General features: G+C 45.7%; 8 protein-coding genes, 1 other RNA gene, 1 riboswitch and 1 other annotated feature. Of the genes, 5 read left to right on the forward strand and 4 right to left on the reverse strand.

Annotation, left to right across the window (positions count from 1 at the left end):
• Positions 1 to 127 precede the first annotated feature (127 nt).
• Positions 128 to 1,021 carry an AEC family transporter gene (locus B2899_RS12030; RefSeq protein WP_146807869.1) on the reverse strand — a complete coding sequence of 298 codons (894 nt, stop codon included), beginning with the start codon at positions 1,019 to 1,021 and terminating at the stop codon, positions 128 to 130.
• Between the two features lie 151 nt (positions 1,022 to 1,172).
• Positions 1,173 to 2,414: a beta-ketoacyl-ACP synthase II gene (gene fabF, locus B2899_RS12035; RefSeq protein WP_146807870.1), complete on the reverse strand. Its 1,242-nt coding sequence runs from the start codon at positions 2,412 to 2,414 to the stop codon at positions 1,173 to 1,175.
• A gap of 200 nt (positions 2,415 to 2,614) precedes the next feature.
• Here fabF and B2899_RS12040 point away from each other — a divergent pair, with 200 nt between their 5' ends.
• Positions 2,615 to 3,769 (forward strand): histidine kinase N-terminal domain-containing protein, encoded by a 1,155-nt coding sequence (locus tag B2899_RS12040; protein WP_286886086.1) that lies wholly within the window; start codon positions 2,615 to 2,617, stop codon positions 3,767 to 3,769.
• A 101-nt stretch (positions 3,770 to 3,870) separates the two neighbouring features.
• On the opposite strand, the gene B2899_RS12045 is transcribed toward B2899_RS12040, so the two are convergent.
• On the reverse strand, positions 3,871 to 5,412 hold the full coding sequence (locus B2899_RS12045; protein WP_286886089.1) for an FAD-dependent oxidoreductase: 1,542 nt from the start codon (positions 5,410 to 5,412) through the stop codon (positions 3,871 to 3,873).
• Positions 5,413 to 5,578: 166 nt separating this feature from the next.
• Here B2899_RS12045 and B2899_RS12050 point away from each other — a divergent pair, with 166 nt between their 5' ends.
• Positions 5,579 to 7,066, forward strand: a complete 1,488-nt coding sequence (locus B2899_RS12050; RefSeq protein ID WP_286886096.1) for an aminotransferase class V-fold PLP-dependent enzyme — start codon at positions 5,579 to 5,581, stop codon at positions 7,064 to 7,066.
• Positions 7,067 to 7,193: 127 nt separating this feature from the next.
• Here the strand turns inward: B2899_RS12050 and B2899_RS12055 are convergent, their stop codons facing one another.
• Positions 7,194 to 8,582 carry a peptide MFS transporter gene (locus B2899_RS12055; RefSeq protein WP_286886091.1) on the reverse strand — a complete coding sequence of 463 codons (1,389 nt, stop codon included), beginning with the start codon at positions 8,580 to 8,582 and terminating at the stop codon, positions 7,194 to 7,196.
• A 328-nt stretch (positions 8,583 to 8,910) separates the two neighbouring features.
• A riboswitch (SAM riboswitch) is annotated at positions 8,911 to 9,029 on the forward strand.
• A gap of 298 nt (positions 9,030 to 9,327) precedes the next feature.
• Positions 9,328 to 9,547 (forward strand) — a binding site (T-box leader).
• Between the two features lie 61 nt (positions 9,548 to 9,608).
• On the opposite strand from B2899_RS12055, the gene hisS reads away from it, so the two are divergent.
• The 3 genes from hisS (at position 9,609) to ssrS (ending at position 12,957) form a co-directional block, all read left to right on the forward strand.
• Positions 9,609 to 10,880, forward strand: coding sequence for a histidine--tRNA ligase (hisS, locus tag B2899_RS12060; RefSeq protein ID WP_286886094.1), 1,272 nt, complete (start codon positions 9,609 to 9,611; stop codon positions 10,878 to 10,880).
• A 17-nt stretch (positions 10,881 to 10,897) separates the two neighbouring features.
• Positions 10,898 to 12,685, forward strand: coding sequence for an aspartate--tRNA ligase (gene aspS, locus B2899_RS12065; RefSeq protein WP_146811024.1), 1,788 nt, complete (start codon positions 10,898 to 10,900; stop codon positions 12,683 to 12,685).
• Positions 12,686 to 12,775: 90 nt separating this feature from the next.
• A non-coding RNA gene (ssrS, locus tag B2899_RS12070) (6S RNA) lies at positions 12,776 to 12,957 on the forward strand.
• The last annotated feature ends 156 nt before the right edge of the window (positions 12,958 to 13,113 follow it).

A 13,113-nucleotide genomic window follows, 5' to 3' on the forward strand; every position in this document is an offset into this window, starting at 1 on the left:
TGAAATCATTGTCTCGTTCTCTCTTTTCCTTCGTACCGCAAAAGTTAGCCGGTCCTTCCCGCAATTTTCATGGCAGGGCCTGTGGCTACCTGGCCATGATGGTTTTGTTGGAAGAATTCATGTAGCCTTAATGCAGAATGCTCAGCAAGACTGTCAGTGTTCCGAAACTAAGCAAAGTGGTCACAAGAGTACCGGTGGATACGAAGTGTGGCTTCACATTAAATTGAATCGCATACATCGTTGTCGTTGCCGCGCAGGGCATCGCAGCGCCGGTGATAATTACCTTTTGAAGCAGAGGATCGAGCGGGAAGAGTTGGCAAATCAAATAAGCGAGCAGCGGTGAAGCGATGAGCCGAATCATGCTGGCAAGACTAATTCCTTTCCATTCTATCGATTTAGAAGATATGTTGGCCAATTGCATGCCCAGAATGAGCATGACAACCGGAATGGCTGCTTCTGCGACCAAATCTATACTTTGGTAAAAGTTATCCGGAATTTTAACCTGAAATCTGTGCAAGAGAATCGCAATAATCACCGCATAATTAGCAGGCATTTTAAGTATAGTTTTAACGGCTATGCGGATATCGCTTTGCCCGCGTGCCGCAAAATAGACACCGAAGATGCTCATAATAATAGACTGAAAAACCATAAGTGGAATAGAGTAATGAAACCCGGCTTCTCCAAAGGCAAACAGGATAATAGGCGCTCCGTAATTCCCGGTATTCATGAAAGCGGTAGACAGCATCAATGCGCTTTCCTGCTGCTTATCATATTTGCACAGTCTGGATGTGATAGCAGTGATGACGATTAGGCCGACGAGCAGCAATAACGAAGTCGCTGCAATGTAAAAAAGATTGATATCTAACGGTGTTGTATAAAATGTCCGAAATACGAGAGAAGGTGTTAAGATATAAATGGCTAACGTAGAGATAGGTTTCAGATCCAGACGGAAAATTCGTTGAAGCGTATATCCGCTAAGAAAAATGAGAATAACAGGTAAAATGACAGTAACGAAAATCATACGGTGTATCACCTACTTTTCAACAAGTATCATACTTGAAATTAAATCTTAATAGTATAGAGTTTATCCTGTTTGTTTCTACAAAAGCAGCCGGTGGTGTTATCATTCGCCATCGGCTGCTTGCATAGTAAGCTGCTATTCTGATATTTTATTATATCGCCTGAAAGATTAGCGACGTGTTATGTCCGCCAAAGCCAAGCGCATTGCTAAGTGCTGTTTTTACTTTCTTTTCCCTTGCCAGGTTCGGTACGTAATCCAAATCGCAATCAGGATCGGCATTTTCCAGATTGATGGTAGGCGGAATAATTCCTGTGTAGATGGCCAGCAGTGAAAAGATAGCTTCCACAGCGCCGGCGGCCCCCATCATATGGCCTGTCATAGACTTGGTGGAACTGATGGGGACGCAGTACGCATGTTCCTGCAAAAAAGTTTTAAGGGCTTGTGTTTCAAATTTATCATTATATACGGTACTGGTCCCGTGCGCATTAATGTAGTCAATGTCTTTTTTAGCGAGCTTTGACTCTTGAAGGGCAAGCTCCATGGCTCTTACACTGCCTTCTCCTCCAGGTGCTGGACTTGTGATGTGGTAGGCGTCTCCTACGGTTGCGTAGCCGACGATTTCTCCGTAAATGCGTGCCTCTCTTTTTAATGCAGAGTCCAACGATTCCAAAACAAGCGCACCTGCTCCTTCTCCCATGACGAGGCCATCCCGTTGCTTGTCAAATGGACGACAGGCTGTTTTTGGATCGGGATTGGACGAAATTGCACCCATGGCGCAGAATGCACCGATGCCAAGCGGGGTAAGCGATGCTTCGGATCCTCCCGCGATCATTACGTCAGCTTCCCCGCGTTGAATCGCACGGAATGCATCACCAATCGCGTTCGCTCCGGAAGCGCAGGATAGGACGGTACACGCGTTAATTCCCTTTGCGCCAAGGGCAATCGAGACCTGGCTGGAAGCCATATTGCATATAACGGTTGTGGTTGCAAACGGATACAAATTCGTATACCCGCCTTCCTGCAGGCTTCGGCAGCTTTCTTCAAAGCTCTCGATACCACCGATTGCGGTACCAAACCAGACACCGACCCGCTCATAGGGAACATCTTTTCCAATTGAAATTTCGGCATCATTTACGGCCATAAGAGATGCAGCGACCGCGTACTGGGCGAACCGATCCATGCGGTGTCTGTCATTGACTTTCATGTAGTTAGAGAGATCAAACTGTTTGACTTCAGCCGCTGTCTTTGCAGAAAAGTTTGTGCAGTCAAATCTTGTGAGAGGACCGATTCCCGACACGCCGTTTCTGGCTGCCTGCCATGTTTCTTGTACTGAGTTTCCTAACGGAGTAACCGCTCCCATTCCTGTAACCACTACTCGCTTCATCTCATGCATTCTCCCTCTTTAATTTTCATTGTCCATTTCTCGATGTGTCCGACCCTATTATACACGGAAAAATGTGTAAGCCGATACTCTGTATTTACAAATTATTCGAAAATTTATATATTCAATACGGCTTTATACCTTATAATGTAAAAAGGCGTAGGTACGACAGCAAAGATGAAGTTTCGTTTTATAAAGAGAGTGAGGATGAGATGGATTACATGGAGAATGTTGCCGATTTCCTAAGTCGACATTCAGAATCATTGGTGGAAGAATGGCGGAAGCAAGTTTTGGTTTCAATCGGAGATCCTTTTCAAGAAAAAATATTTGAAAACGGAATGAAAATGTATCAATTGATTATTGGTAGATTGCGTAATGAATATGATGAGAAAACGATAGAAGTGCTGGCATGCAGGGTTGCAGAGGAAAGAATAGAAGCGAATATCAATATCGGAGAATTCGTCTATAACGTAAATATTGGGAGAAGCGAAATTTTTAAGTATTTGAGCATGGTGGAGATGAGTCTTGAGAGTCTGCAGCCTGCCATTAATCAAATAAATGAATGTTTTGATCTTTTCTTGTACCATGCTGTTTCCCGCTATACCGAGTTGAAAGATAAAATGATTGAGGAAAAGTCGACTTTTATTAATGCGACTCATCAAGATCGACTATCTCTGCTCGGACAAATGACATCCAGTCTCATTCATGAGTTCCGTAATCCTCTTACTTCTGTTAAGGGATTTATTAAGTTATTGGCCAAAGAATACCCTGATATGAAATACATTGATATTATTTCAAGCGAGCTGGAACAACTTAATTTCCGGGTATCACAATTTTTAATGCTTTCTAAAAAAGAAATAGCAGGAAAAGAAAAGCAGGCTTTTTATATGGATAAATTAATTGACGAAGTAACGGACTTTCTTTATCCCAGTCTTCTTACCAATCAAATCAATTTATCAAAAGACATTCACCATAATGTTATGTTTTATGGCTATTTTGATGAAATAAGACAAGTTCTTATCAACATTTTATTTAATGCGATCGATGCGCTGTATGTGATAGAAGAGGAAAGAAATATTGACATTTCTTTAAAAGAATCTCCGGGAGAGATTATACTATCGATTTCAAACAATGGACCTATCATTGATGAAGTTTCCTTGCATACTATCTTTGAACCTTTTGTCACTACGAAAGAGCTGGGAACGGGTTTGGGGCTCTTTGTTTGTAAGCAAATTATAGAGAAGCACGGAGGATCTATTTCTATTCATTCCGAGAAAAAAATCACCACTTTTTCTATTCATTTGCTGAGTGAAAAAGACGGCTTTTCAGTTGTAAAGGAACAGGGGGAATGTCGTATGGAGATTTGATAGAGAAACAGTAAGAGTGTAGAGAAGAGACCTTTGATTTTCATGTGCTCAAAGGTCTCTTCTTTGTAGTGCAGCACTTGATATCGGCGATCGATAGGGAATTATTCTGCTTCTAATTTTTTTAAAGGCTTCTCTGCCGGCCCCTCCACTACGCTGCCGTTTATTGAAAATCTTGAGCCATGACATGGACAATCCCACGTCCGCTCTCCGCTGTTCCATTCCAGCTCACAGCCCATATGGGTGCAGGTAGTATCGACAATATGCAGACTTCCCTTATCGTCTCGATAAGCGCCGGCTCTTTTTCCATTCACAGTAACGACGGCGCCTTCGTCGTTAGACAGGTCTTCAGGCCTGCCATTAACGATCTCTAGCTTGCCTTGGATCAAATGTTTTGCCACATCGGCATTTTGCGTTATGAAATTTTTAATACTGGGATCAGCATTAAATCTTGATGGTGTATAAAGCCCGCTGTAGGGATTCTCTTTCTTCATAATTAAATCACGTATCAGCAGGGCGGCAGTCGTTCCGTTGGTCATGCCCCATTTCCTGTAGCCGGTTGCCACAAATATATTCGGGTGGCTGGATGTGATGTGTCCGATATAAGGGATTTTGTCCAATGTAACCAGGTCCTGAGCAGACCAGCGGTACGGTATTTCTTTTATGCCGAAGGTTTCGGCACTGAAGGCTTCCAGGGCCTCATAGTGCTTTATCGTACTTATTCCTTGTCCCGTTTTATGACCTTCACCGCCGATCAGCACAAGCTTTTCCCCGTTCATCATTGTATAGCGGAGTGAGCGTTTTGGCTCTTCCGCACTTAAATACATACCGCCGGAATAGTCTTTTTCTGTTTTAACCCCAAGCACATAGGAGCGAGCGGCATACATTCTTGAAAAATAAAAGCCAGCTCCATCGTAGAATGGGAAATGGGAGCATGATAGTACATAATCGCACATAATTTTGTGTCCGTCTCTCGTTATCACTCTCGGCTGATTTCCTTTTTCTACATCTATGGCAGTAGTATTCTCGTATATGGCACCGCCTGCGCGGGTAATCCACTGAACAAGATGGGCTAAATATTTAAGAGGATGAAATTGTGCCTGATTTTTCATTACGATAGCCGCTTTGGTTTGCAGAGGAAGAGGAGTGCTGTTTACGTATACACTGTTGATTCCGAGTTTTTCGTAGGCCGTAAATTCATTATTTACTTTCGTTATATACTGCTCGGAATTCGTATAGATATAAGCATCTTCCTCAGTGAAATCACAGTCGATTTTATTTTCAGTGACGAGGCTTCTTATAAACTGTAAGGCGTCATTGTTGGCTTCGTAATAAAGTTTCGCCTGTTCCTCTCCTACGTTCTGTATTAACTCATCGTAGATGATGTCATGCTGGGCGGTTATTTTGGCGGTTGTGTGGCCTGTTGTACCGTTCAAGATAGAGCCGGCATCTATGAGTGCGACTTTTACTCCTTCTTTTGTAAGCAAATAGGCTGCCGTGATTCCTGAAATTCCCCCGCCAATGATTGCCGCATCAACTTTTATGTCCTCAGTCATTTTAGAAAACGACGGAAGCTCTATGGAGTCTCGCCAATACGGTTCCGGAAATTGCGGCATCCTTCCTGTCGATAGGTTATTTTCGAACATGCATTCTCCTCCTGTTATTGATTTTCGTCTTTAATAATGTATCCAATAAATTGAAAATCATTTATGTATAGCTACCCGTAAACATTTGTGGATCGTCACATTTTAACCTACCTTTACCTGGCATCATATTCTAGGATAGCGGAAGCACGGATAAAGGAGGGGAACCATATTGATTAGAGCCAGAATAGGAGACGACACATATCAATTGTATGGGGAGTTAGAGACGTATTTTCTTCCGTTCCGGCATCATATTATCGGGATAGACCAAACTTTCCTTTCTCCATATGGGAAAAAGCGAATCATATATGCTGACTGGACTGCGAGCGGGCGTCTGTATCGCCCGATTGAATCTAAGATCTGCGACGAATTCGGGCCGTTCCTTGCCAACACGCATACTGAATCAAACATTACAAGCTCCGTTACGACGGCGGCGTATAAACAGGCGCAGAAGATTATAAAGGAGCATGTAAATGCCGATGAACACGACATACTGATCATGGACGGTTCCGGAATGACGGCGGTTGTAAATAAGCTGCAGCGAATGTTGGGATTGCGTCTACCGACGCAGGTAAAAGATAAGATGCACATTCCTGAAGAACACCGTCCCGTTATTTTTGTGACGCATATGGAACATCATTCCAATCATCTTTCCTGGTTGGAAACGATAGGAGAGGTCGTCATCGTCGAGCCTGATACAAGCGGAATGGTCAGTGTGGAACGGCTGGAACAATTGCTTCATAAATATCGTGACCGTAAACGGAAGATTGGTTCCTTTACCGCTTGTTCGAACGTTACGGGGATTCAAACGCCGTATTATCAACTGGCGAGGAAGATGCATGATTACGGCGGCATTTGTTTTGTCGATTTTTCAGCTTCAGCTCCTTATGTGGATATCGATATGCATCCTAAATCCCCTCTTGAAAAGCTCGACGGAATTTTCTTTTCTCCCCATAAATTTTTGGGAGGACCCGGCTCAAGCGGTGTACTGATTTTTGACTCAAGGTTGTATTTAAGTAAAATTCCTGATAAGCCGGGAGGCGGAACGGTCCTGTGGACGAATCCATGGGGCGGGCATCAATATAGCCCGGATATAGAGGGCAGGGAGGACGGCGGCACGCCGGGAATACTGCAGGCCATTAAAGCAGCTTTGTGCATAAAGCTCAAAGAGCAAATGGGTACCGAAAATATGCTGTGTCGCGAGAAAGAGATGCTGGATATTCTGATTCCCGGTATGGAAAAGATTCCGGGACTGCATATACTTGACGGGCATCTTACGGAGAGATTGGGGATTGTTTCGTTTTTTATAGAGGATATTCATTATAATCTGATTGTCAAATTATTAAATGACCGATTCGGATTTCAAGTGCGGGGAGGATGTTCCTGCGCCGGAACATATGGCCACTATTTGTTTGATATTGATCAGGACATGTCTCACACGATTACGGAACAGATTAACCAGGGCGATTTCTCTGCTAAGCCGGGCTGGGTACGCTTCTCGATTCATCCTACGATGACGAATCAGGAAATCTATGAATTCATTCGGGCCATAAGAATGATTGCTGGTAATATCGAGGAATGGAAAAAAGATTACATGTATGATTGTAAAACTAACGACTTTTATTATGTGGGGGATAAAGAAGTAAGTACGGAGTAATGTAAATCATGCCCGGCGGATAATGCGTCGGGCATGATTTTGCAGATACGACTCCGGTTACTTCGGCCAACGCTTGCCCCGGTAAGGGGCAAGCGCCTTGTTTGCACATTGTAAGATGGTTTTACTGTTACTCCATCATTTGTACAAGCTTTCTCGAGAGCAGCAGCAGGATGAGTCCCAGTCCAATAGCAAGTCCGCCAATGATACCGAATACTTCGAAGTATCCTAATGATTCGGTAGTAGCAGCCAACTGGCCGCCTAAAATATTGGCAACGCCTGTGCCCGATAACCACACGCCCATGAGAAGCGATACAAGTTTTACCGGGGCAATCTTACTTACCATGGATAAGCCTATCGGTGACAGGAATAATTCACCGAGCGTATGAAGAAGGTATGTGAATACGATAAACAACAGATTCGCTTTATATCCTGCGCTCTCATCGCTGCCGGTTTGCATCACGGCGATGAGCAGCACCATGTAGCCGAGACCGAGCAGAATCATGCCGAGCGCCATTTTCGTCGGAACTTTCATGTCTCCTTGTTCCCGCTGGGAAAGCTTAACCCACAGCATGGAAATGATAGGGGCAAGAAGAATGATAAATAATGGGTTCAGTGATTGGAACCATGAAGTTGGTACCAGCCAACCTCCCACGCTTCTGTCTATAAACTTATCCGTATACAGGGTTAGCGAGCTCCCTGCTTGCTCAAAGCCTGCCCAGAAGAAAATAACGAAGGCGGTCAGTATAAAAATAACAGCCGTTCTTTGTTTTTCTTTCTTTGTCAGCGGTGCATTCGTCGCTTTTTGATTCTTTGCGGCCGCAGCGGGTTTGCCTGTCGGTTTCTTTCCGATATCACCCAAATAGCGGTTGCCCAATAGGTTAAACAGAATCTGACCGATAATCATACCGATAGAGGCGGCCAAAAAGCCGTATTTGAATCCATATTGCACGACTCCGTTGACTGTCGTTCTGAAGTAGTCTTCTGCCAGGTAGCCGCATACAAGCGGGGCGAATAAAGCGCCTACGTTAATGCCCATATAGAAAATTGTAAAAGCAGCGTCTTTTCGACCGTCGTTCGGTCCGTACAATTCTCCGACAAGGGTAGAAATGTTCGGTTTAAAGAAGCCGTTCCCGACAATCAATAAAAGCAATCCTAAGTATAAAGACCATTTGCTTTGATCGGCAAAAAGAACAAAGTTGCCGATTGCCATCGTGATACCGCCGATTGTAATCGCCAATCTTCTGCCTAGGAATCTATCTGACAGATAACCGCCGAGAATTGGGGTAAAATAAACAGCTCCTGTAAAGAATCCATAAAGACTTAATGCGAAGCCTTCGTCAAAGCCAAGGCCTCCGCTAACCAGTGACGTTGTAAGATACAGAACCAGAATGCCGCGCATTCCGTAGTAGCTAAAGCGTTCCCATAATTCTGTAAAAAACAGCAGATACAGGCCCGGAGGATGCTTTTTGCTTTGTTGCTGCACGTCCGGGTGCTGCATTTTTGAAACTGCTTCCATGTTGTTGCCTCCTGATGTAATAAATCTCGAAGTACTCAATCATTCTAATTTAGAAAATATTTAACGTCAAGAAAATTAGGGCGAAAAAAACATTGTTAATCAATAATTCGGCAACAAGTGATTATATATAATTATAGAAAATAACCACAAAAACGCCGTGATTTTTTATTGATTAATAAATTAAAATTTAGCATAGACCCGGCGTTTGTGGCTTTCCGCAAAAGAAACCTGCCTTGCTAAGTGAAATAATAGTATTGGTTTATTTTTTAAAAACAATTGACAATTGCAACAATTTAGCATTACTATAAGAGAAATCATTCATACTTTATTCTTATCGAGAGCGGCGGAGGGACTGGCCCGATGAAGCCCGGCAACCCCCATGTCCTTTATAAAGGTCAGGAAGGTGCCAAATCCAGCAGGATATTTTATCATCCTGGAAGATAAGGACGGACACGCAAACATGCCTCTTTATCTTCTTCAGATAAAGAGGCTTTTTATTAGTGTAGGAAAGTATATGTTGCTTTACAGTGATAAAGCAACATATACTTTCCCTCCATCCGTAAACCAGGAAAAACTCGCGAGGCGTGTGCCGACCGTTGCTTTTTCCGTGTGGAGCGTGGGGCCCGAAGGGAGAAAAAGACCGGCAACGTCCGCGAGTTTTTCTCACTTAAGTGCTTATACTTTTATGAGACTTGACATTTTATGTCGAAACAAGTAATATAAAAAACAATTGTGACAAATGTAAATGGATCTGATGAAGGGCACAAAGTAGTCAGGATGTACTGCCGTACAGAGAGGAATGCCGCTGGCTGGAAGCATTCCCGACAGCGCTTGATGAAAGACAACCCGGAAGACCGGTGGAAACACACGGCGTACTCCCGCGTTATGGGGTAATGGAGTGGGATATCATTATATCCAAGTAGGGTGGTACCACGGGAATTGTGAACCAATCTCTCGTCCCTGACGGTTATGTCAGTGACGGGAGATTTTTTAATTTACAATGTGTTATCGTTAGGAGGGCCAACCATGATCCAGGTTCCACGAGGAACAGCCGATATTCTGCCCGGTGAAATAGAGCTGTGGCAGTATATCGAGGACAAAGCGCGCGACATCTGCCGCCGCTACAATTACTTAGAAATCCGCACACCGATTTTCGAACATACCGAGCTGTTCCACCGCGGCGTCGGCGAAACGACGGACATCGTGGAAAAGGAAATGTATACGTTCGAAGACCGGGGCGGACGCAGTCTGACCCTGCGCCCGGAAGGTACGGCTTCCACGGTGCGTTCCTATGTTGAAAATAAAATGTTTGGCTTACCGCAGCAGCCGACCAAGCTGTATTACATAGGCCCGATGTTCCGCTACGAGCGACCGCAGGCCGGCCGGATGCGTCAGTTTACCCAGTTCGGTGTGGAAGCTATCGGCAGCAACAGTCCCGCAATTGATGCGGAAACAATCGCGCTTGCCATGCGCTTCTATGAAGAGCTGGGACTCAAGAATCTGCATGTCGAGCTAAACAGCTTAGGCGATGTGGAAAGCCGCAAAGCGCATCGCGAGGCGTTAATCAATCACTTCAAACCGCACATCCACGAATTCTGTTCGGATTGCCAGTCCCGCTTAGAGCGCAATCCACTTCGCATTCTCGATTGTAAGAGAGATGCGGATAAAGAATTGATGAAGAATGCTCCGGTTATTCTCAACTATTTGAACGATGAATCAAGCGCGTATTTCGACAAAGTGAAGAAACACCTTGACGATTTAGGTATCGCCTATGTAGTGAACGCGAATCTGGTGCGGGGCCTGGACTATTATACGCACACCGCATTTGAGATTATGGAGCGCGGCATTGGCGCCGTAAGCACCATCTGCGGTGGAGGGCGCTATAATGGCCTGGTGAAAGAAATGGGCGGCAGCGACGTGCCGGGCATCGGATTTGCGATGAGCATCGAACGCGTTCTGCTGGCTCTGAAAACCCAGGGCATAGAGCTGCCTATCGAACGGGCATTGGATTGCTTTATCATTGGAATGGGCGAAGAAGCCGAAGAGAAAGCGTTTCTTTTGCTTGACGTGCTTCGTCGTGAAGGATTGTCTGCGGACAAGGACTTTCTCGACCGGAAAATGAAAGCACAGTTGAAAGCTGCAGATCGCCTGCGGGCGAAGACCGTGGTTATCATCGGAGAGGATGAGCTGGCACGCGGAGTAGCCGTGCTGAAAAACATGGAAACCGGCGACCAGCAAGAAGTGGCGTTTGAACAAGTGGCTTCGGCCGTTCAATCTGTAATCGAAAAAGATAAGTAAGGAAGGCAGGAAGAGAGATGGAATTCCAACAACGCAGTGTATTTTGCGGCACGCTCCGCAAACTTGATGTTGGCAGCGAGGTTACGTTAAACGGTTGGGTGCAGAAGCGCCGCGACCTGGGGGGCGTTATTTTCGTCGATTTGCGCGACCGGACCGGTCTGGTGCAAGTCGTATTCAACCCGGAGATTAATGCCGAGGCGCACGCCATTGGCGATAAAGTGCGTACAGAGTACGTGATTAGCGTAAAAGGAAAAGTCGTCGAACGCGATGCGGAAACGATTAACCCAAATATTCCGACCGGAGAAATTGAAGTGCAGGTCAGCGAAATCGAAATCATCAACCAGGCGAAAACGCCGCCGTTCTTCATTGAAGACGATATCGATGTGGATGAGCAGGTACGTTTGAAATATCGTTATTTAGACCTGCGCCGTCCGGAGATGTACCGGACGATGGAACTGCGCCATAAGGTGACGAAACTGTTCCGCGATTATTTGGACAGCCGCGGTTTTCTTGAAATCGAAACACCGATGTTGACGAAGAGCACACCGGAAGGGGCGCGCGACTATCTTGTGCCGAGCCGTGTAAATCCGGGTGAATTCTTCGCGCTGCCGCAGTCGCCGCAAATCTTCAAGCAGTTGCTGATGGTGGCCGGCTATGAGCGCTATTTCCAGATTGTCCGCTGCTTCCGCGACGAAGATCTGCGCGCTGACCGCCAACCGGAATTTACCCAGGTCGATATCGAGACCTCTTTCTTAAACATGGAAGATTTGCTCGCCATGATGGAAGAGATGATGGCGAAAGTATGCAAAGAAGTGCTGAACGTTACTGTCGAAACACCGTTCCGGCGCCTGACATACGCAGAAGCGATGGAACGTTACGGATCGGATAAACCGGACCTCCGCTTCGGCATGGAATTGGTGAATATCGGCGATATCGCCGAGAATTGCGGCTTCCAGGTATTCAGCAGCGTCATGAAAAAAGGCGGCCAGGTAAAAGGTATTAACGTAAAGGGATGCGCATACTACTCGCGCAAAGACGTAGACGAGCTGATGAAATTTGCAGGCCGCTACGGTGCCAAAGGTCTTGCCTGGATGGCGTTTAAAGATGACGAAATCAAAGGACCGATTGCGAAGTTCTTCACGGAAGAAGAAATTTCAACAATTAAAGACCGTATGCAGGTTGAAAACAATGACCTGCTGCTTTTCGTAGCGGATAAGCCGAAGGTTGTAGCCGACTCGCTGGGCGCGCTGCGCTTGAAGTTCGGTAAAGAGCTTGGCCTGATCGATGAGAGCAAATTTGCATTCGCATGGGTCGTGGACTTCCCGCTGCTCGAGTGGGATGAAGATGCGAAGCGTTATGTGGCGTTGCACCATCCGTTTACTCGTCCGCGCCCGGAAGATGTACATCTGTTCGATACAAATCCGGGCCAGATTCGTGCGCAAGCATACGATATGGTATTGAACGGCTTTGAAATCGGCGGTGGCAGCATGCGTATTTACAAGCGCGATGTTCAGGAGAAAATGTTTAAAGCGCTTGGCTTCAGTCAGGAAGAAGCACAGGAGAAGTTTGGCTTCCTGCTTGATGCATTTGAATACGGTACGCCTCCGCACGGCGGCATCGCATTTGGTCTTGACCGCATCGTGATGATCCTGGCCGGTCGCAGCAGCCTTCGCGATACGATTGCGTTCCCGAAAACAGCAAGCGCACGTGACATTATGACGGACGCACCGAGTCCGGTTGATAATAAGCAGCTAGAAGAGCTATCCGTACGCGTCGTTATGCCAAAGAAAACGGACGATAAGTAAGTTTCTTGGTAATTATTAGTAAAAAATGGGCCTGATATCCCCCTTGAAATCGTTTTCAAATTTGTGTAATATAAAAACACAGTAAGTTTAAGAACCCTGCGATGTGCGTGAGCGACCGTTTGTTTTGTACCAACACCAACAAAATGGGGCTCCGAAGTTTCGCTGCAGCGCAGAAGCCGCCTTGCTGAAGCGGACCTGCAAAGCAGCGGACAGGTTCCCCACCTGCAAGAGCAGGTTCAAAACACTGGCATCACGGCATTCACGGGGTTCTTAACACCATCATGCAAACAATGCCAGGGCCCGCAGAATTACACCTCTGCGGGCTTTTTATGATTTTCACAGAAAAACCACCATGGCGTCTCCGCCGCAACCCCGACATGAAAATGAAGGGAAGGGCGGCTGACTTTTGTGGTACGAAGGAAAAGAGA

The sequence above is a fragment of the Aneurinibacillus sp. UBA3580 genome (assembly GCF_002375825.1).
Lineage (GTDB): Bacteria > Bacillota > Bacilli > Aneurinibacillales > Aneurinibacillaceae > Aneurinibacillus > Aneurinibacillus danicus.

Excerpts from the sequence above, each read along its gene's own strand:
- B2899_RS12040 (WP_286886086.1), top strand. The coding sequence starts at position 2,615 with ATGGATTACATGGAGAATGTTGCCGATTTCCTAAGTCGACATTCAGAA.
- B2899_RS12055 (WP_286886091.1), bottom strand. The coding sequence starts at position 8,582 with ATGGAAGCAGTTTCAAAAATGCAGCACCCGGACGTGCAGCAACAAAGC.
- fabF (WP_146807870.1), bottom strand. The coding sequence starts at position 2,414 with ATGCATGAGATGAAGCGAGTAGTGGTTACAGGAATGGGAGCGGTTACT.
- aspS (WP_146811024.1), top strand. The coding sequence starts at position 10,898 with ATGGAATTCCAACAACGCAGTGTATTTTGCGGCACGCTCCGCAAACTT.
- hisS (WP_286886094.1), top strand. The coding sequence starts at position 9,609 with ATGATCCAGGTTCCACGAGGAACAGCCGATATTCTGCCCGGTGAAATA.
- B2899_RS12045 (WP_286886089.1), bottom strand. The coding sequence starts at position 5,412 with ATGTTCGAAAATAACCTATCGACAGGAAGGATGCCGCAATTTCCGGAA.
- B2899_RS12030 (WP_146807869.1), bottom strand. The coding sequence starts at position 1,021 with ATGATTTTCGTTACTGTCATTTTACCTGTTATTCTCATTTTTCTTAGC.